This window comes from Enterococcus sp. BWT-B8, assembly GCF_020567625.1.
Lineage (GTDB): Bacteria > Bacillota > Bacilli > Lactobacillales > Enterococcaceae > Enterococcus_L.
The window spans coordinates 94613-114616 of sequence record NZ_JAJDJV010000004.1; the positions used below are offsets into that span (position 1 = coordinate 94613).

General features: G+C 39.1%; 18 protein-coding genes and 1 other annotated feature. Of the genes, 3 read left to right on the forward strand and 15 right to left on the reverse strand.

Translation table 11 applies throughout. The features are described 5' to 3' along the window. Positions 1 to 9: 9 nt before the first annotated feature. Positions 10 to 234: a binding site (T-box leader), on the reverse strand. Positions 235 to 309: 75 nt separating this feature from the next. The 5 genes from tpx to ezrA all read right to left on the reverse strand — a co-directional run bounded on the left by tpx (position 310) and on the right by ezrA (position 6724). After that, a complete protein-coding gene (gene tpx, locus LI951_RS05805) occupies positions 310 to 801 on the reverse strand; it encodes a thiol peroxidase (RefSeq protein WP_229441574.1) in 492 nt (163 codons plus the stop codon). Positions 802 to 874: 73 nt separating this feature from the next. After that, positions 875 to 1519, reverse strand: coding sequence for a redox-sensing transcriptional repressor Rex (locus LI951_RS05810; RefSeq protein ID WP_229441575.1), 645 nt, complete (start codon positions 1517 to 1519; stop codon positions 875 to 877). A 314-nt stretch (positions 1520 to 1833) separates the two neighbouring features. After that, on the reverse strand, positions 1834 to 3048 hold the full coding sequence (gene thiI / locus LI951_RS05815; RefSeq protein ID WP_202066764.1) for a tRNA uracil 4-sulfurtransferase ThiI: 1215 nt from the start codon (positions 3046 to 3048) through the stop codon (positions 1834 to 1836). Between the two features lie 642 nt (positions 3049 to 3690). Further along, entirely contained in the window at positions 3691 to 4839 is a 1149-nt protein-coding gene (locus LI951_RS05820; RefSeq protein WP_229441576.1) for a cysteine desulfurase family protein, read from the reverse strand. Between the two features lie 163 nt (positions 4840 to 5002). Further along, a complete protein-coding gene (gene ezrA / locus LI951_RS05825; RefSeq protein ID WP_229441577.1) occupies positions 5003 to 6724 on the reverse strand; it encodes a septation ring formation regulator EzrA in 1722 nt (573 codons plus the stop codon). Between the two features lie 495 nt (positions 6725 to 7219). On the opposite strand from ezrA, the gene LI951_RS05830 reads away from it, so the two are divergent. Continuing rightward, positions 7220 to 8569 carry an aspartate kinase gene (locus LI951_RS05830; protein ID WP_229441578.1) on the forward strand — a complete coding sequence of 450 codons (1350 nt, stop codon included), beginning with the start codon at positions 7220 to 7222 and terminating at the stop codon, positions 8567 to 8569. 93 nt (positions 8570 to 8662) lie between these two features. Here the strand turns inward: LI951_RS05830 and LI951_RS05835 are convergent, their stop codons facing one another. From LI951_RS05835 to LI951_RS05860, 6 genes are all read right to left on the reverse strand, one after another. Next, on the reverse strand, positions 8663 to 9178 hold the full coding sequence (locus LI951_RS05835; RefSeq protein ID WP_202066760.1) for an HAD family hydrolase: 516 nt from the start codon (positions 9176 to 9178) through the stop codon (positions 8663 to 8665). Beyond that, positions 9165 to 10025: a Cof-type HAD-IIB family hydrolase gene (locus LI951_RS05840; protein ID WP_229441579.1), complete on the reverse strand. Its 861-nt coding sequence runs from the start codon at positions 10023 to 10025 to the stop codon at positions 9165 to 9167. Before LI951_RS05840 ends, LI951_RS05835 begins: the two co-directional genes overlap by 14 nt. A gap of 8 nt (positions 10026 to 10033) precedes the next feature. Continuing rightward, positions 10034 to 10867 (reverse strand): DUF72 domain-containing protein, encoded by an 834-nt coding sequence (locus LI951_RS05845; RefSeq protein WP_202066758.1) that lies wholly within the window; start codon positions 10865 to 10867, stop codon positions 10034 to 10036. 128 nt (positions 10868 to 10995) lie between these two features. Beyond that, entirely contained in the window at positions 10996 to 11727 is a 732-nt protein-coding gene (locus tag LI951_RS05850; RefSeq protein WP_229441580.1) for an acyl-ACP thioesterase domain-containing protein, read from the reverse strand. A 105-nt stretch (positions 11728 to 11832) separates the two neighbouring features. Then, complete coding sequence (locus tag LI951_RS05855; protein WP_229441581.1) at positions 11833 to 12066, reverse strand: hypothetical protein; 234 nt, start codon at positions 12064 to 12066, stop codon at positions 11833 to 11835. A gap of 612 nt (positions 12067 to 12678) precedes the next feature. Further along, positions 12679 to 14007 (reverse strand): C1 family peptidase, encoded by a 1329-nt coding sequence (locus LI951_RS05860; RefSeq protein WP_229441582.1) that lies wholly within the window; start codon positions 14005 to 14007, stop codon positions 12679 to 12681. Positions 14008 to 14148: 141 nt separating this feature from the next. Between LI951_RS05860 and LI951_RS05865 the strand changes: the two genes are divergently transcribed. Then, on the forward strand, positions 14149 to 14520 hold the full coding sequence (locus LI951_RS05865) for a GntR family transcriptional regulator (protein WP_202066754.1): 372 nt from the start codon (positions 14149 to 14151) through the stop codon (positions 14518 to 14520). Between the two features lie 21 nt (positions 14521 to 14541). Beyond that, complete coding sequence (locus LI951_RS05870) at positions 14542 to 15924, forward strand: PH domain-containing protein (RefSeq protein WP_229441626.1); 1383 nt, start codon at positions 14542 to 14544, stop codon at positions 15922 to 15924. Between the two features lie 52 nt (positions 15925 to 15976). Here LI951_RS05870 and LI951_RS05875 read toward each other — a convergent pair whose 3' ends face one another. The 4 genes from LI951_RS05875 to LI951_RS05890 form a co-directional block, all read right to left on the reverse strand. After that, positions 15977 to 16180, reverse strand: a complete 204-nt coding sequence (locus LI951_RS05875) for a heavy-metal-associated domain-containing protein (protein WP_229441583.1) — start codon at positions 16178 to 16180, stop codon at positions 15977 to 15979. Positions 16181 to 16285: 105 nt separating this feature from the next. Then, positions 16286 to 18754: a heavy metal translocating P-type ATPase gene (locus tag LI951_RS05880; RefSeq protein ID WP_229441584.1), complete on the reverse strand. Its 2469-nt coding sequence runs from the start codon at positions 18752 to 18754 to the stop codon at positions 16286 to 16288. A 111-nt stretch (positions 18755 to 18865) separates the two neighbouring features. Beyond that, positions 18866 to 19306 (reverse strand): CopY/TcrY family copper transport repressor, encoded by a 441-nt coding sequence (locus LI951_RS05885; protein ID WP_202066751.1) that lies wholly within the window; start codon positions 19304 to 19306, stop codon positions 18866 to 18868. Between the two features lie 157 nt (positions 19307 to 19463). Further along, entirely contained in the window at positions 19464 to 20000 is a 537-nt protein-coding gene (locus LI951_RS05890) for a dihydrofolate reductase family protein (RefSeq protein WP_202066750.1), read from the reverse strand. Positions 20001 to 20004: the final 4 nt, after the last annotated feature.

The following is a 20004-nucleotide window of genomic DNA, read 5'->3' on the forward strand; positions in this document are numbered from 1 at the left end:
GCGTTACTGTTTCAGGACGTATATGCTACGCGGTACCACCCAAATTGTATCTGAACTCTGTCAGACACCTCTTATTTGAGTGAGATAACGTTCACTACCCGAATAATTCTACTAAAATCGTTCAAATTATTGACTCACAAGCTACCTTCCTGCCAAATTCGTAAAGATCTTGCACCAACTGATCTTCTCTCTGAAATCCCTGCTGACAGTACTCCTCTTGTTCATCGTCTCAAGTAAATTTCTATTTTACCCAAACCTGTTTAATTCATGCTCTGGATTTATTTTACATGGTCTAAGCAGGAAAGTCAATCAGCTCAAGGCTTTCGCTTGCTCCAATGCTTCAGCATAATTCGGTTCTTCTGAAATCTCCCGGCTGATCTTTTCATAGGCTAGAGTTCCTTCTTTATCCACGACAAAAATTGCACGTGCAAGTCGACCCATTTCAGGAATAAACAAGCCGTAAGCTTGGCCAAAACTATTTTCAGTATCACGAAGCATTTCCATATCCACACCTTCTGCTGCACACCAATTGCTTTGTTCCTCTTTGGTATTGTTTGAAATCGTCAGAAACACCACACCTTCAGAAGTTCCGGCTTCCTGATTAAACCGCTTGGTTTGAATAGAACAGATTCTGGTATCAATATCAGGGACTACGCTGATCAAAACCGTTTTTCCTTCAAGCGCCGAAAGAGTGATTGCCTTATCCTCCAGATTTTTCAACGTAAAATCTGGCGCTTTTTCTCCAACTTTTGGCTGTACTCCAACAAGCTCAACTTCATTCCCTTTTCTCGTTACAATCATTTCAATTTCCTCCTAATAGCTAGTCTCTGCTTTAAAGTATAGAGGAACAACAGGAGGAACTCAAAATTACTGCTTATTTTGAGAATGCTGTATCAAAATAAATCAAAGTCTGCAGTTCAGTTGTCAGGTCAATATACTGGACATTTACATGTTTTGGTACATTTACACGGTCTGGTGCAAAATTCAGGATTGCAGTTATTCCGGCATCCACAATTTCATTAATTGCTGTCTGAGCATATTTGCTCGGAACAGTCGATATTGCAACAGTAATTCCCTGCTCTTCAATCGCATTTCTTAACTGGTCCATCGATTGAACACAGATGTCGTTTACCTTCTCTCCGACAATTTCATCATTTACATCAAAAGCACAAATAATATTCAAATTTTCATTTCGGCGAAAATTATTCTTAAGCAAGGCTTTGCCAAGATTTCCACAGCCAATCAGTGCAATACGTTTTTCTTCTGTTGTATTCAAAATTTCACTGAATACTTGAATCAGATAAGGCACATCATAACCATAGCCGCTTCTGCCAAGCTCACCCAGATGGGAAAAATCTCGGCGTATTGTTGCAGGCGGAATATGCACGATCTCACTAAATTCTCTTGATTTTATCCGAATGACACCTGAGTCATCCAGCATTTTTAAATATCGCAAATATAACGGTAAGCGTTTCGCTGTTGCTTTTGGTATTTTTTTTTCGTTCGACATTATTTCCATAATACTTCTCCTTGTTAACTTCTTCACATTCTAGTGTAACATCCATTAAGAAACTCAGCAACATCTTTGTGAAAAAAAGTAATTTTTTTTATAAAATCCAGTTTTTTCTTAACCTCTTCCTCATCCTATCATCAACCAATTCCCATTTACTTACAACAGTGGCTAAAATCCAGAAGATAGTTTCACAATAAGGCGCGATTAGCTGGCGTGAAAAATAAAAAACAGTAAAAATCCGCAACTGATTTTTACTGTTTTTAAATACTATTTCTAAAATAAATGGCTGAACTATTTAGTCATCTCTCTTGATTTATTTTTTACAGCAAATCAGAAAAATCATCTTGCTCCTGCCGGTCCCTGCTGTCTGCTGTTATTTCACTAACTTTCAAGTTTGCAAGAGATCGCTCCATCAATCCAGTCACATCCAGACGTGCTTCATATGCCTGTGCTTTTTCAAGTTTAGGTCTGGTCTTAGGCTGTGGTGGAGCAAAAATTGTACAGCAATCTTCAAAAGGCTGAATGGCCAATTCAAATGTATCAATTTTTTCTGCCAGTTCAATAATTTCCGTTTTATCCATCGAAACTACCGGACGTATAATCGGCGTATTGGTCACATCGTTGATAGCCACCATGCTTTGCAACGTTTGTGAAGCTACCTGACCAAGTGACTCACCATTAATAATGACCAAACCATTCCGCATATCTCTTATGGCATCTGTCATGCGCAGCATCAATCTTCGCGTCACCGTCATCAGATATCCTTCTGGAACTACTCGCTTGATTTCTTCCTGTATTTCCGTGAAAGGAACTTCAATAAACTGAACATTTCCTGAATAGGGAGCGAGCTTTGCAGCTAAATCCTTAGCTTTTTGCAGAGCCTGCTCACTTGTGTAGGGGGGGCTGGCGAAATGAACTGCTTCGATTTCCACTCCGCGCTTCATCGATAAATAGCCAGCAACAGGCGAATCAATACCGCCGGAGAGCATCAACATTCCTCTTCCACTTGTTCCTACAGGAAGCCCGCCAGCACCACGGATTGTTTCATAGGAAAAATACGCTCCTTCTCTGCGAATTTCCACACGAATATTAATATCCGGCTGCTTCATCTGTACTTGAATATCGGGGAACACCTCGAAAGCTGCACCGCCCAGTTCTCTGTTCAACTCATTGGAATCCAGTTCAAAGCTGTGGTCTGAACGCTTTGAAGTAATTTTAAAGGTTTGTCCCGGTTGATAAACTTCTTTGATAATTTCCTTTACCATTTCTTTTAGCGCAGGTACAGATTTTTCAACACGAATACTCGGCGAAAATGTCTGAATCCCAAAAACCTTTTCCAGCTTCGGAAGAATCAGACTGCTGTCTTCCCCATTTAACAACAGATGCATGCGATCTCTGTCCGCATGAATTTTCACTTCTGGAAAATCAGCCAGCACTCTTTTTACGTTCTGTGCAAGCTGCATGATAAATGATTTTCTATTTTTGCCTTTTGTCGAAAGTTCGCCGTACCTAACCATAATTTCTGAATAATTCACTTTTTTAAATTCCTTTCTTTAAACCATTACGTCCATTCCTGTAAAAAAGTATGTGCTAGTATCCCCTATCATAACGACTGATTGTTTTCACTGCATAGTAACTGAATAACCGGATACAGGATCATGATAATTTTCAGAAACAAAATCCCGTTCCACTATAACATAGGAGCAGGATTTTTCAAACGCTTATTTATACAGCTAGTTGAATCAACAAAAAATAAGGCAGGCATCTCAAACCAAAATGTGACTGAAAACTATAAGAGATAGCTGTATGCATACTGAAAAGGAACTTGCTTCTAAGCTTCTTTGAATGCTCGGCGCATAACTGAGAAGCACAAAAAAACTTCCCCCTACGCTTCTTCGAACGATCGAATCATACAAAGACTGGAACACCGTTTATTCGGTTTTAGGGATATCAGACATACTTTTGTCACAGTCCCCAATGCTTTTCTAAATAGACATGTTTGTATCGAAATCAAATAATACGAGATTCATAGATAAAAGGAGTTGTCACTTATTTAAGAGTATCTAATGAGACGGTATGCGTACTAAGAATGTAGCAACATTGTTCCTTTAAAAAGAGTTAGACCCTCTCTATTTTTTCGTAAACATTCATCATCAGAGTCTTCAGACATATCTTACTTATCCGTTAATTTTTGAAAACTTTTTATGCAGCTGATTGAAGATGACCATAAATTGTTCTGCCTCAGCCATTGTATTGCTTTCATCCAAGCTGATTCGTACAGCTGATGTTGCTTCTGCATCTGGAATATTCATTGCATGAAGTGTACTCCCGACCATTTTTTTACGACTAGAGCATGCACTTGTTGTGGAAATGTAAATTTGTTTTTCTTCCAATGCATGAACCAGCACCTCTCCCCGAATCCCTTTTAATGCAAAGCATAAAATGTGAGGAGCAAAATCCGAACTCTTTTCAGTAAAGAAACGAACATTGGAATACATTACAAGTCCATCAATCAACGCATTACGAATTTGTTCAACTCGGTCTTTTCCTTCTTTATTTTTATCTAAATACAGCCGAAGTGCTTTTGAAGCTGCAACAATCCCTGCTATATTTTCCGTACCGCTCCGCTGATTATCTTCCTGACCGCCGCCTGTTAATAAAGGTGCCAGCTTCTTCCCTTTTTTCCAGTAAATAAAGCCCACTCCCTTAGGTCCATGAAATTTATGTGCTGAAAAAACAGCAAAATCCACTCTTGGTGTCAGCCATTCTAAGGTTGGGATCTTCCCCACAGCCTGAACTGCATCTACATGGAAATGAATCGTCGGATATTTTTCCAAAAGCGCACTGACTGCTTTAATAGGTTGTACACTGCCGATTTCATTATTGACCGCCATAATCGAAACTAAAATTGTATCTTTTCGAATTAGCTGTTCAAGTTTATCTATTTGAATAACCCCGCATTTATCTACTGGAATGACTGAAACTTCAAATCCGAGTTTTTCAAGCTGTCTGGCTGTTTCTGAAACAGCCGGATGCTCAATACTTGATATAATCAGATGCTTTCCAAAAGCCTGCTTTTCTACAGCTGTTCCTTTTAAAATCCAATTATCTCCCTCAGTTCCGCCACTGGTAAAAAATATCTCCGAATAGTCAACTGACAGTAGTTCAGCTACCTGTTTTCTTGCCTGCTCAAGTAATCGATGAGCCTGACTTCCAAGGTCATGCAGACTGGAAGGATTTCCAATGATCCGCTGACTGGTCTTCAGGTAAGTATCTAATACTTGAGGATAAATCTGTGTTGTTGCACTATTATCAAAATAAATCATTTATCTCTGCCCTTCTAAAAAAAGTCTTTTTAAATTATAGTCCTTTTAAATCTCAACTTCAATTATTCCTTTTCAGAACTGAATCATCTACGTTTCGTTATCATTTACCAAAGTTTACATGATAAGAAAAAGCAGGACATATTTATCTGTCCTGCTTCCTGCATTAAACTGCATCTAAATTTTTGAAGTAAATATCTTCGATCCGTCTGAATGCGCCCGGCTCTACTCTTTCAAGTGCTGTACCAATAATATCCAATGCATCTTGATAGCGATAGTCTTTGGAGAATAAGTCTAAGGTGCGCTCCATTGCTTCGTTGACTGCTTCATTCGTATGACGGTAACGATTTGCATATTGCATCATCTGCTCAGTTAAAGCAGCAGAGTTCACAAGATCGTTCGTCTTTTTATCAAGCATTTCCAAATCTTCATTACATAAATCTGCAAGCTTATTAATTTCATCAATATTGATACGAATACGATTCAATGCTTTGCTCAGCTCTTCGATTCGGTCTGTCGCTACAAAGAAGAATTCAAGGTAATCAGTTGGCAGACCCGGCAGACGTTTCTTTTCAACGAAACGTTTCAGGTTGCGCAGACGAAACTCAAACTGATCCACTTTCTTCTGTGCCTCTTTCTCGCCTTTACGAAGATCTTTCAGAGACATATCGATTTCCATTTGCTGATTTTCAATATCAGCTAGAACACGGTAGCAGTCTTTAAAGAATACTTGGACTTCAGAATAAGGAACTGTGTGCTCTGCCATCTTTGGTTCATAGTCTTCATAACGACGAATCAGTTCTTCGATTTCCGACTGGAATCCTCTTGAACGTCCCAGCTCATTGTGATTCAGTGTATAGCTTTGAGAAGTATGATCCAATTCAATCATCAGCTGGCGGTTATTACGCAATACGTGAGCAATATAGTCGCCTATTGTTTTTTGATTATTTACAACATATTTCTTCGCATTAATCTCTTTTTCCATAACTTCATACAACGCATCAATAGCTGCTTCAGTATCTCTGTTTGCCACTTCAACAGCAGCAACTTCTGCTTTCTCCAGATCCACTGTAGAGTTCTTCACACGCTTCTTCACACGGTTCAATTCTTCTTCGAAATTTTGTTCCGGGAAAACGAAATGATCATCCGTCAGACGTTTGTACCCTTCTTCGATTTCCTTGATCTGATCCGGGAATGTCCGGTTAAGTTCGTCATGTAAAGGAGGAATACGTTTCATCACATCGTCTAGTTCATACGTATGGCGTTCTGCACTTTCAAGTACTTCCCTGGCTTCTACAGGATCTCCTGAAGTATTCAATGTAACGAACTGTGTAAATTCAATCTCAATATTCTTAACCTGCTTCTGTAATTCTGAATAAGCAGAGCCAAATCCTTCTTTTTCTTCTTGCAGCAGTGTACTGATTTCTTCATAGATATCCAGAGCTTTCTGCACTTCCAAAGAATTGCGCTCTTCACTGTCGCGAAGTTCTCCGAGTCCTCTGCGAATTTCTTCAACTTCTGACTCCATTTCATCCATTGTTTTTTCAGCTTCAGCTACTGCGCGTTTTGCCTTCATATAACGGAAAGAATCATTTAATTCTTCAACTTCAAAAATTTGACTTTCCAGTTCAGCAAAAGAACGGGTAGAAATATCTGCCCAACGCTGATTCCATTCACGGAAAGTATTTTGACTTTGACCTACCATGTGCATTTTTTTTATTTCATCCACTTCTTCAATCACAGGAAGGTCAAAAAGATCTTCTTTTCTGCTTTCGAGAGCTTTCAGCTTCGCCTGATTTTTCCTTCGCATAAAGTGTCCAACCAGATATATGATAGCTGCAACGATGATTATCACTAACACCACGATAATAATCAAATTGTTTTTCATTAATGTTTCCTCCGTTTACTCAACATTTACTTAGCATTCTATATTTAGGGATAGGGAGTTCTCTCAGTATATTGCCTAGAAGCATTACTTGAAAGACTGAAATTAATTTTAATCATTCTCGTAAAAAACAACTATAGAAAATTATATCACAAAGCATTCCTTCAAGCACTAGTTTAATGAGGAATTAATAAAATATTTTTCTTTTTCTCAACAGGTATCCGACACTGCCAAATTATGCATAGACTTTTCATCAAGAATAAAATGTCACTTCTTTCAGTGTATCAAAGATTTAAACAAAAATGAAGAGAATTATTTACAGCTTTCGGAAAAAGAACTAAAAGTTCTATTTTCTGTTGCTTTTCAGTGGAAATTTAGGTATTCTTTTACTACTTAAGATTATAAAAAGATGAGAATTAAAGGTGCGATTATCACTGTTTTTTTATCGGATTCCAGATCAAAGTAATCGTATTTCTAAAAGAATAGGGAGCTGAAAAGGTGAAAGTAATTAAATTTGGCGGAAGCTCACTGGCTTCTGCAGAACAATTGCAAAAGGTATTACAAATTGTAAAAGAGGACCCTTCCCGAAAATTCGTTGTTGTCTCTGCTCCTGGAAAGCGTTCAGACAGCGATACTAAAGTGACGGATCTTTTAATCAGTTATCATTCGAAGTATCTGAAAAATGAAGGAACAGAAGAGATCATTGAGCAGATTATTTCACGTTACGAATTAATTATGGACGAGCTGGGGATGAATAAGAATATTCTGACAGATATTCGCCAGTCTATTGAAAAACTGACCACACTTCCTAAAGAAAACAATCCTCATTTATTTGATGCCTTTTTGGCAAGAGGAGAAAATAATAACGCACGGCTGGTTGCAGCATTCTTCCAGGATAACGGGCTGCAGGCTGTTTATAAAAATCCGCGTGATATAGGAATTATTGTTACAGACGAACCTGGTAATGCCCGTATTCTGCCATCTTCCTACGAAAAAATCAGTCAGTTCAGAGAAACAGATGAGATATTGGTTATTCCTGGATTTTTCGGTTACACAGAGGCCGGAGAAATCTGTACCTTCTCCAGAGGCGGATCAGATATCACTGGTTCTATTGTGGCTGCAGGTGTTCAAGCTGATTTATACGAAAACTTTACTGATGTTGATGGAATCTTTGTTGCTCATCCGGGAATTGTAAGCAATCCGAAAACAATTAAGGAACTGACCTACAGAGAAATGAGGGAGCTGGCTTATGCAGGCTTTGCCGTTTTCCATGACGAAGCGCTGATGCCGGCTTATAAAGCAAATATTCCGGTAGTTATCAAGAATACCAACAACCCATCCCATCCGGGAACACTAATCACAACGAAGCGGGCAGCTGATCATGAGCCGGTAGTTGGAATTGCAAGTGATCAAAATTTTGCAAATATCTATATCAGTAAATACCTGATGAACAGAGAGCTTGGCTTTGGCCGTAAAGTTTTGGAAATTTTGGAGAATCTGGGTCTTAGTTATGAGCATATGCCTTCTGGAATTGATGATATTTCCATTATTTTACGTGAGCGTCAGCTAACTCCAACAATTGAAAAACAGCTGATCAGCAAACTGGAGGAAGTGTTAAAGCCGGATGAACTGCGTATTACTCATGGTCTTTCAATGATTATGATTGTAGGTGAAGGGATGCGCCAGCGTATCGGGGTTACTGCCGACAGTACCATGGCATTGGCTAAAAATGAGATCAATCTGGAAATGATAAACCAGGGCTCTTCAGAAGTCAGTATCATGTTCGGTATTCGTAAAGAACAGGAAAATCAAGCCATCCGGGCACTTTATGATATGTTTTTTAATTAAAAAAAATGCGGTCCTGTGAGTTAACTTACTTACAGCCGCACCTTTTATTTATAAGAGAGCTCAGAGCGAAAATCTTTCTCTCCTGGGCTCTTTTTATCTGCTTTCCTTTTTCTGCCGCTCCAGCTCCGCTTTAATTTTGAGTTCAGGAGCATACTTCTCTTCCCAGTCATCCGGCTTCAGCACTTTATGAGTGACCTCATGATAACGAGGTTTGCCATCTTCAAACAATTTTCCCATATTTGCTTCATGAACAATGGTAAATAATTCAGTAGGATCAACACCCAGCAAAGAAAATGAGCCATAGGTGAAATAGAGAAGGTCTATTAAAGCATCTACCTGATCAACTAAAACCTCCTCAATCTGTTTACCTTTTTCAAGTATTTTCTTTTCAGCAGTGTCAACATCTGTTTTCAGCTGTTCAACCAACCGATGAAACTCTTCCATATCATTGTTTGCTGAGGAGTATAAAAATTCCACCAGCTCTTCTGCTTTAAAACCAGCTCTGGCTGATGCCGTTTTCGCTGTGAAAGCCTGAGGTGCTGAAGGTCTCCGATTATCAAATATCCGGTGAAATTCTTCAGTCTTATCAAATGGGTTATCTATTTTCATACACTGCCTCCTCAATAATCTTATAATGAACCATCGCCTGATAAATTCCGTGATCCTCATTGGTTGCAGTAACAAAATCTGCCGACGCTTTTACTCCATCCGGGGCATTTCCCATCGCCACACCAATTCCAGTTCCTTCAAGCATTTCCACATCATTCCAGTTGTCTCCGAAGGTCATCACTTCATTCAATGAAAATCCAAAGGTTTCAATACATTTCATAATTCCCCGAAGCTTCGAGCCACCCTGCGGAATAATATCCACCACATAAGGATTCGAACGTGTGATGGTACAGTCAGGAAGCTGTCTGTTTAAATCTTCCATTTCTTCTGCAGAACTGAGAAGAACACACTGATAGATTTCTTCATTTAAAATGTTCAGTTCGTGATACCTGCATTCTTCCTTCACTGAGCGATATTTAATCAGCAGATTCTGAGCAGCAGCTACTGGGAACCATTTAGGTATAAAGCGCACAAGTTTTCTCGCTTTGCTGTTCTGTCCAAACCTCATCAGTGAGCTGCCTTCCATCTTCAGCCGTCCGCCAAACATCAACTGCCGATTTCCTGTATCAGCAAAATCAACAATCTGTTCAAGTACCGCTTTGGAGAAAGTGCGTTCATATAGAGTCTCATCTTTTGTATAGACCAGCTGACCATTGTAGGTTACAAAAACGTCAAAATTCAGCGCATCAATCTGTTCACTCAAATGAATCGGGCTTCGCCCTGTTGCAACACCACAAAGAATCCCCTGACTTTGAGCCTGGGAGATCGCTTTTCTGGTGGAATCCAGAGCTTTCGCACGTCTGTCAACCAATGTTCCATCAATATCAAAGAAAATTATTTTAATCATACATCACCTTAAAACAAATCCATCTGCTTCGGATTCAGTTCTTCATATTTCAGATTAAGTACCTTTTTCATTTCAAGTGCATTTCCGGCTGCATCTCCGCCCGAATTATTATTGAAAATAACCCCTGTCTCTTTGACTTCCAAAGACATTTTTCTAACCGCTTCACTCAGACTGGCAATCTCAGCTGAATTATACCGATAAAGTGTCCGCTTTTTTCGCCACTCTTTATCATTGGCCAGCCAACCGGCAGCATTTCTTCCATGGAACCGAAAGAGTATAAATGCTTGGTTTGTCGCAAACGGAAAAAAGGGCACTGGATTTATCGGTATCTGGGGCTCATCAACAACAACCAAAGAAAATTTTCGCTCTTTCATAAAAGCAAGAGTGGACTTAATATAATCAGCCTGATACCAGCTTCCATTTCTTAGTTCAACAGCGACCGGCAAACCATTAAACCACTTTTCGATTTTTTCGAGATATCGGACATTTTCCTTTGTACATCCAAAACTGGCTGAAAACTGAACTAAAAACGCAAACAATTTTCCGCTGTCAATAATTGGCTGCATACTGTGAAGAAAGGACTGAATCATTTCCTCTTCATTTTTGTAATAGGTTTCCCAATCTCCCTGACAGCTGATACCGCTGTATGCTTTAACAACAAATTTAAAATTTGCCGGAACAGATTCCACCCATCTTTTTACAGATTCCTGCTTTGGAATGCCATAGTACGCAGTATCCATTTCAACTAGTGGTAAATGCCCGGCGTACTCATAAAGTGTAGAGCGTTTTTTCCCCGTCAGTCTTTCATGTTCACTAAAAGATGTTAGTCCCAATCGTATCATTTTTTCCTCCAGTGTTTAGCCGTTCAGCTTTCTTTTCCTTCTTTCTATCATATCTAAAGAACAAATAAATTGTAAAATAAAACACGTTCCGTTCGCTTTGTTGCATTTGTTCATACTCTGTTAGTATGCTATATCCATTGGATATTTGCTTCACAATAAAGCTGATCCTCTATCCGAATTTCGTGACGTGTCCATGGGCCTGTTTCATTTTCCAGTACTTCATAATGACTCTCCACTTCATGTCCATATTCAACTTCTTTATCAAATTTTACATTGACTCTTAACGGCTGATGCTTGGAAAGGAACTCATAACCCAGTACATCCAGCAGCCAGTTAAAATAAATTGCATTATTTACGTGCTGGTTCCCGTCAATATCAAAAAAACGAACACGATAATTATGAAAAATCCCGCTTTCAATCTTCTCTATTTTTTCATTTCGATAAATTTTTTTGATTTTCTCACTTTCATACGGAGCAATAATTTCTTCCAGTACATTGCTCATTTTACGATTTTTTTTATTCATCAGTACAAAAGTAGTTTTGATCTGAACGCATTCTTCCCCTGCTTCATCATGTATCCAAAAATTCCGGTAGCAAAAATATTTATTATATGACATCGCCTGAGTGGTTATCTGAATGTTCTCCCCAACCATAGGTAATCTTTTTATTTCAATTTCATAGTTGGTGATCACCCAGCCCAAACCAAATCCGGCAACAAATTCCGCTCCTCTACCAAGAAGTGCACTTTGCTCCTCCGATGTCTTAATGACTACTGCCAGCATAGACGGCAGAGTCATTCTTTTCGTAATGTCGCCATCATAATATGCAACTTCGTAGGGCATTGTATAACTTTTTCCCATTAAATCCTCTCCTTTTTCCTTGTCACCTGCTTCAGTTTCCATTCTTTAAAAGTATAACATACTGATAAAAATCCTTGTATTTCATAGATACTAAAAATAATATCATTAAATATAATAACAAAATAGAAGCATATCTTTTGAATGAATAATCAAACCATGCTGAATTACGTCGTGGACAAATGCCGCATAGTAATTTTCACTGTATTGATATCTGTATTCTGGCTCCCCATTATCCTTCCCGCCTGCCTTCAATGCTGTTTTATATATGGTCTGAACTACTTCTTTAGACGAAACATAAAAGACAGTGTCCAGCTTGCCGGCTCTCCTGCTGCAATCCAAACGGAACCTCTTGGAGCATCTTGATAATTAAAATGGGCTAAACTATTTTATTTCCCCATTCAACGAAGTCGACACTTCCTTATTAAGAAGCTTCATTTTTTCAATGTTTTTCACAGTTACTGAAAAATGATCAATCCTTGTCCCTTATTCTCTCAACAAAGAAATGAATCAACCATACCTAACATACATTTTATCAATAAGAGTTATTAAAAACTCCTCGACAAAAATACGAAAACGTCTATTTTTCATTATGAAAAAGCTTATCAATTTTTACCTACAAAAAGCTGACAAACAAAGTATTTAAACTATTGTGTATCCAGTTCGCTTCATCAAAGAAAAAACAGCCAGTCGGAAATGATACTGTCTGTCATTTTTATGCCGTCACTTAAGTCGATTTTTAGTCTAAAAAAGAGGTTGTGACAGAAGTGTTCTGTCTCAAGAAATAAGTCGGAATATACGAAAATAGCTACTCATATTTTCAGTATAGTTCGACTTATTTCCGAAGAGACAACTTCTGGAACACCGTTTATTCGGTTTTAGGGATCTCAGACATACTTTTGTCACAGTCCCTTGTTCGAATAATTATTTAGACCATTCTATGTTCACAATTATTTATGCCAAAGCTCCCATAGGGTCCCATGGAGCCAGCATTTTAGGCTCTTCATTCCAAGCTTTCAACAGCTCATTGGTCAGGATATCTTTCCGAATCACGATTTGATACGTGTATTCATCCATCCAGGCATCACTCATCACGAAGAAGCCTTTGTTTCCAATCTTCTCTCCCCAGCTATTTTCCACTTTCCATTTTGCAGACTTTCCATCGATCACATCCACACCGGTTAGTACCATTGCATGGGTCATCAGGCTTTCACCATAATCCAGACGTTCTGCTTTTGTCATTGAAAAATCAATATCAAAAAGTTCATCTATTTCATATGCATTTAATGCCATTATTCCGCTTTTCCGAGTAGAAGATTGACCTACGTCACAACCAAACCAGACTGATTCTCCTTGTTCCAGCTGTTGAACAGCCAATTGCTTAAATACAGGCATATCCACATTCAGGTATTTTACCGGCTTACCGCCTACAACATTACCAAGCATTTCAACTGTATAGGTTTTGTTAAAAGGTTTGTCCTTAGTTGGAGCATTGATCACACTAATGTAGTCATCCAGATCCACTCCTATATATTTTTCATAGAAAGATAAGGGAGTCAGACCTTTATCAATGTGATATTCTTTGTCTTCATCTCTGTATTCGAAATCAAAGGTTTCAGGCGGTGTCCCTAACGAAATCGCCAGAAAATTGTAAATTTCTCCAAGCATTTCTGTCTTCTTCTCCTGAACAAGCTCAGGTGCTTCACCCGCCTCAATCAACTTGCGCAATGTCACAGCATCTTTGCGCAGCTTCTTATTCAAGTATTTGTTTAGATCCTGAGAATTAGAGCTGTTCCTGCTTTCCGGCATCACATATTTAGGAACCACACCATATTTTTTAAACAGAGAAACAATCATATCCCATTGCCCGCCATCTTGCTGCGGCGTTGCCAACAAAAATGCAACCTTACGTGAGTCCAGATTCTGATCTGCTGTTGCAATAATATTTTCATAAAAATAATTAGATTTTTCGTACTTGTCCCAGAAAAAAGTGTAGTTTTGTGACAGCTCAAATTCCTTTAATCGAAAGCTGTCGATCATTTTATGACGAAAAGTATTGAGTGCAGCAAACATCCAGCAGCGACCGCTTTTCTTCTGGTCTGCTGCTTTTCCAGTTGAAAGATCTACTGAAAAAACCTGTACATTTTCAACTTGTGCTTCTTGCGTTTCCGCTGATTCAGTGATTCCGTTTTTGACTACTGCGTTTTGCAATGCTCGTTTTTTATCACTTTCTGCAAACCTTTCTCTATATTTACCAGTTATTTCATTGTTAATTTCTGACATGTTCCTCATCCTTCCTAAAAATAGCTCATTCCCATTATAGGACTCCTTAGAAAATCTCACAACTGAAAGTTTATTGCTTTTTTGCACCACATGTATTACACTATATAATACAAAATACATTATAATTGCGAGGTGCTGCAGATGTTAATGGAAATAGACATGAAAAGTGCTATCCCCATTTATCAGCAAATCAGAAATCAAATCATTTTAGGAATTGCTTCAGGAAAACTGGGGGCGAATGAGTCACTGCCTTCCGTGCGTCAAATGGCGGATGAAATCGGTATAAATATGATGACCGTTTCAAAAGCCTACAATACACTAAAGCTTGAAGGCTACATCATCACAGATCGTCGTAATGGAACAAAGGTGGCAGAATTTCCCCCCGCAACAGAAGAATTTATCGAAGAATTTAATCAGGCACTTGAGCTGACTTTGGCGAAAGCAGCAATTCATCAGTTAAATGATGAGGATATCCATGCGATTGTGACGCAGATTTTACAGAATTTCAAATAATAAGGACGTGCTTCTATGAATATGAACATAATTTTTTTACTAATACTTTTGGGCATAAATCTTTCAATGGCTCTGCTCGGCAGAATTATTGCCAATCCTCATAAAAACATTATATTGGAGACCACCCTGCCAAAAGATAAACTAAACGAGCCGCAGGTTCTGAACGTTCGGCAGGAATACAAAAAGAGACTGTTATTGATTGCTGCAGCTTTTTCTATTTTTGATCTGCTGATACTACTTACCACCTATGATTCTATTACCCTACTGTTCTTCATGTTGTCTTTGTTTATGATGCTTGGTGTCAACTACTACACAGAGATACTTTACATTCGAAAAATGACCCACGTGAAGATAACAAACGGCTGGATTCTCCCTACAAAGCCTTTATTGGTAGATACTAAATTAATTCAAAATAAAAATCGGAAGCTGCTTAGTTACTATTGGTATTTACCTGGGATTCTGATTTCTCTGGGAGGAACCATCTACAGCTTCACCAACTATCAACAGGCTTTGGGAACAGCGATTTTTGGAGTGATTTCTCTGCTTATGGCTGGTCTTTTCATCTTCCTGCACTATCTTGTCAGTCGGCTGCCAGTAAAACCGCTGACGAATGATGAAATAATTAATCAACAAGTGAATGATGCCATGCGTCATTACTGGTCTCTGCTGCTAGTTTCATCTGCATTTATTTTTAGTCCACTGTCATTTATACCGATACTTTCTATTACATTGTCTTACCAGTCTGGAATGATTTTAACAATTGCCTACTTCATTCTGCTCACTATTTATGTCGGTTTCATTTTTTACCTTCTGTTTAAACTCAGACGTACGCAGGATCAGCTGATTATGCAGGCAAAGGATTACCGCTATGGAGATGAAGACCAATACTGGCGTTACGGTATTTACATCAATCCGGAAGATCCCAGAATCTTCGTTCCAGACCGATTAGGGATGAATATATCAACCAATCTGGGAAGACCTGCCGGTAAGATTTCAATGATTGTATTGCTTATTGTAGCAGTAGCTGCAGTGGCTCTTTCCAGTATTCCATTAATGATCAGTGATTTCTCAAGTAATCCGTTTCGAATGACGGTTACAACAGATGATATCTCTTTATCTGCACCATTTTCAAAAACGAGAGAAATCCCTTTGGATATAATCACTTCTGTTCAACTGATTGATAAGCTTCCTGCCAACAGAATTCGTATGTTCGGTTCAGCAACAGACCATTATCTTACCGGGGAATTCCGTATAGGAGATGAATCCGCCTATTTGCTGGTCTATAACAACGAAGTGCCTATCCTTGAAATAAAAACAGAAAATTATACCTACTACTACACAAATAAAGATGGTGAAAAGACGAAAAAAGAGTATGAAGAACTGATAAAAAAAGTGAACAAATAAAAAAAGCTTCGGCATCCTCAGATGTCGAAGGTCTTTTTTTGGTTGCTCAGCATTATCCTGCTACTGTAAATTTCGTATCTGCCAATGCTGCTTGCAGCTGTTCTTTGGAAATTTCATTATCGGCTGTAATCGTTGCCTTTTTTTCATCCAGTTGTACATCTACAGCTTTCACACCGGGAATTGCTTCAAATTTTTCTTTAACTATTCCTACGCATCCGTCACATTTCATTCCTTCAATTGCTACTGTTTGGTTCATAACACGTTCTCCTTTGATGTATGTTTATTTATTTTTCTAATTTGAGAATTAATTTATTTTAGTGTTCCATCCTTCGTTTCAGATACTTTCTAGCTACTCTGCTCTTCATCTTTTTGAAACTGATGACGGTTTAAATCTCTTTAGCCGCAAGGCATTCAGCAAAACTGAAACTGAGCTGAAGCTCATTGCCGCTCCTGCAATCATTGGGTTCAGCAAGGGACCGCCGAATAAATAAAGGACACCCATCGCAACAGGAATACCTAATGTGTTATAGGCAAAAGCCCAGAAAAGATTTTCCTTGATATTCTTTATGGTGGATTTACTTAATTCAACAGCTGTAGGCACATCCATCAAATCACTGCGCATTAACACAATATCAGCTGATTCTATGGCAACGTCTGTACCGGAGCCAATTGCTATACCGATATCTGCCTGAGCCAGAGCTGGTGCATCATTGATTCCATCGCCAACCATCGCCACTTTCAGCCCTTCACTTTGCAGCTTTTTAACCTCTGCTGCTTTATCCTCCGGCAATACTTCACTGAAAACGCGGTCTATTCCCACTTGTCTGGCAATCGCTTCAGCAGTACGTTTGTTGTCTCCGGTAATCATCGCCACCTCAAGCCCCATCTTGTGCAGGCAGTCAATTGCTGCTTTACTGCTGTCTTTGATGGTATCAGCCACTGCAATAACTCCTGCAATCTGCTGATCCTTTGCAATAAACATAGGGGTTTTCCCATGCTCTGCCAGTTTGTCTGAGCGTTCCAAAAAATCTGACAGGTCAATCTTCTGTTCGATCATCAGCTTTTTATTACCAAGTAAAAACTTACTGCCATCAATCACACCTTCAATTCCATGTCCGGGAATAGCCTGGAAATTTTCCATCGTGTACAATGACAATCTTTTTTCTTCTGCCGCTGCGACAATCGCTTCTCCCAGCGGATGCTCTGATCCCTTTTCAGCTGAAGCAGCAAATTGCAGTAATCGCTCTTCAGATAGTCCGCTTTTCACAAGTATATCTGTGACAACTGGTTTGCCTTCTGTGATTGTCCCTGTTTTATCAAAGACAATGGTCTGAATTTTGTGTGTCGTTTCCAGCGCATCTCCGCTTTTAATCAGTACACCGTTCTCAGCCCCTTTACCTGTTCCAACCATAATAGCAGTTGGAGTAGCCAAGCCCAGTGCACAGGGACAGGCGATAACCAAAACTGAAATTGTAATAGTCAAGGCAAACACCCATGATTCCTGACCAATAAAATACCATGATAAACCTGATAAAACAGCCAAGCCCATGACGATTGGAACAAAAACACCCGAAATTTTATCGGCCATTTTGGCAATTGGCGCTTTTGAGCCCTGCGCATCTTCAACCAATTTTACAATTTGAGCCAAAGCGGTCTCTTTGCCTACTTTTGTTGCTTTAAACTGAATGGTGCCATTTTTATTGATACTGGCTCCAATCACTGAATCTCCTGTTTTCTTTTCCACAGGGATACTTTCTCCTGTCAGCATAGATTCATCAATAGACGTTGAGCCTTCCATGACAATGCCGTCCACCGGAATTTTCTCACCTGGGCGAACAATAATCGTATCGCCAGACCTCACACTGTCAATCGGCAAATCGATTTCCATGCCGTCTCTGATCACGCGAGCATTTTTCGGCGCCAGTCCCATCAGTTTTTTTATGGCTTCAGACGTCTTTCCTTTAGATACAGCTTCAAAATATTTCCCTAAAGTGATCAAAGTTAAGATAACGGCTGCAGATTCATAATACAATTCCATTGCAAAGTGGGCATGTCCTTCAAATACCATAAACGTCCCATATAAACTGTAAAGGAATGCTGCACTTGTTCCCAATGCAACCAGAGAATCCATATTGGGATGCCCTTTAAAAAGCGAACGAAAGCCTACTGTGAAAAAGCTTCTGCCCAAATATAGAACCGGGATTGTCAGAATAAGCTGTAAAACAGCAAAGACTGAGCTGTTCATCATTGGATCAATCACTACCGGAAGCGGGAGACCGATCATATGACCCATAGCAATATACAGTAATGGTACGGTAAACACTGCAGACAGCCAAAAACGATGCCACATCTCTTTAATATGTTTTTGTTTCTTTTCCTGATCTTGATCTGTCGTATCGATTTTTCCTACTTCTTCAACAGCCTGGTAACCGACTTTTTCCACTGCAGATGAAATCTCTTCGCTACTCAAAATCCCTGGATCAAATTGAACCACCATCTTTTCTGCAGCCAGATTTACTGATGCCAAATCAATACCTTTCAAATGCTTCACTGCTTTTTCTATTGTCTGAGCACAGGAGGAACAGGTCATGCCTTCAATATCATAGTTTTTTTGCACAGTCTGACTGACTGCTTGAAATCCCGCATCTGAAACGGCCTGTTTAATGTCTTTTTCGGATAATACTTGATCATCATATTGAATCGTCAGCTTTTCTGTTGCAAGATTAACCGACGCTTTGGCAACTCCGGTCAGTTTGCCAGCAGCTTTTTCCACTATTTGAGCACAGGAAGCACAGCTCATCCCTTCTATATCAAAGGTTTTTGTTTCCACATTATTCAACTCCTTGCGTTGATTTCTATTATTTTAAGTCTATATGCAGGCGTAATTCCTCCAAGATTCTGCTTTCCCTTCAATAAAATTTTACGTTCAAAGCAACTAATTTCAATCCTTAATTAAATGACACTGGCATTGTCCCGGTATGCAATTGCATGCTACCTCTGCCGCTGCAGACGCCTTTTTCTCCTGAAGCAGCTGCTCCAGCTTTTCAATATCGGAAAAGCTTAACGTACTTTCCTTAATAATCACTTCTACAATTTGTCCCACTTTTCTGCTGCAGACTTTTGTCAGCAATTCTTCAGAAAGCGTACGAAGACTTTTTCTTTCCTCTATTAAGGGATAATAGATAAATTTGTTTCCAGAAGGCTTTGTTGCCAACAGCTGTTTTTCAGTCAGACGACTTAAAAGCGTTTTAATGGTATTCTTCTTCCACTTCATCTTTTCATTCAGAATCGTATAAACGTCATTGCTGGTTGTTTCTTCCTGTGCCCAGACAACACGCATAACTTCCCATTCTGCATCTGTAATTTTTGTTTCCGTCAACATTATCACCTTCTTCTTACCTACGTTTACATTTGTAGTCGTTTCTTCATTTCTTATATTACCTGATCTTCTTTTGCTTGTCAAAACTTTTATTCAAGAAAAAGAAAAATCAACTTTCTTATAGACTGAAAGTTGATTCTCGCTGGATTTACAATTATTCTTATACCTTGCTGTATGTTGATGTAATCATACCGTTTTTGCAGTAGGAATCAACACTCTTTAATACCACTGACTGCTTAATTGATTGAAATAAAGGAATTCCCTGTCCTAAAATCACCGGAATCGTTGTAACAATATATTCATCAATGAGGTTACAGTTAATCAGCGGAGTAATCACTTGTCCGCCTCCAACAATCCAAATATCTTTTCCTTCTTCTTTTTTCAAACGTTCAACCAGCTTATCTGGCTGTTCAGCTGTAAAAATCAGATCAGCATTTTCTGGTTTTTCATGGTGCGTAATAATATAAGATGTTTTATCCTCATACGGATACTGCTCCGGTGAAAGCTCGTTTACCACCTGATCATAGGTCGTTCTTCCGAGAACGACTGTATCAATCCGCTCCAGCAGTTCTTCATAACTGTTATCTTCTTCCGGTGCATCCGTCTCTACCGTTAAAAAATCAATGGAACCATCAGTCTCTGCTATATAACCGTCCAAGCTTGTCGCAATATACAAGATCACTTTCCGCACATTCATCCCA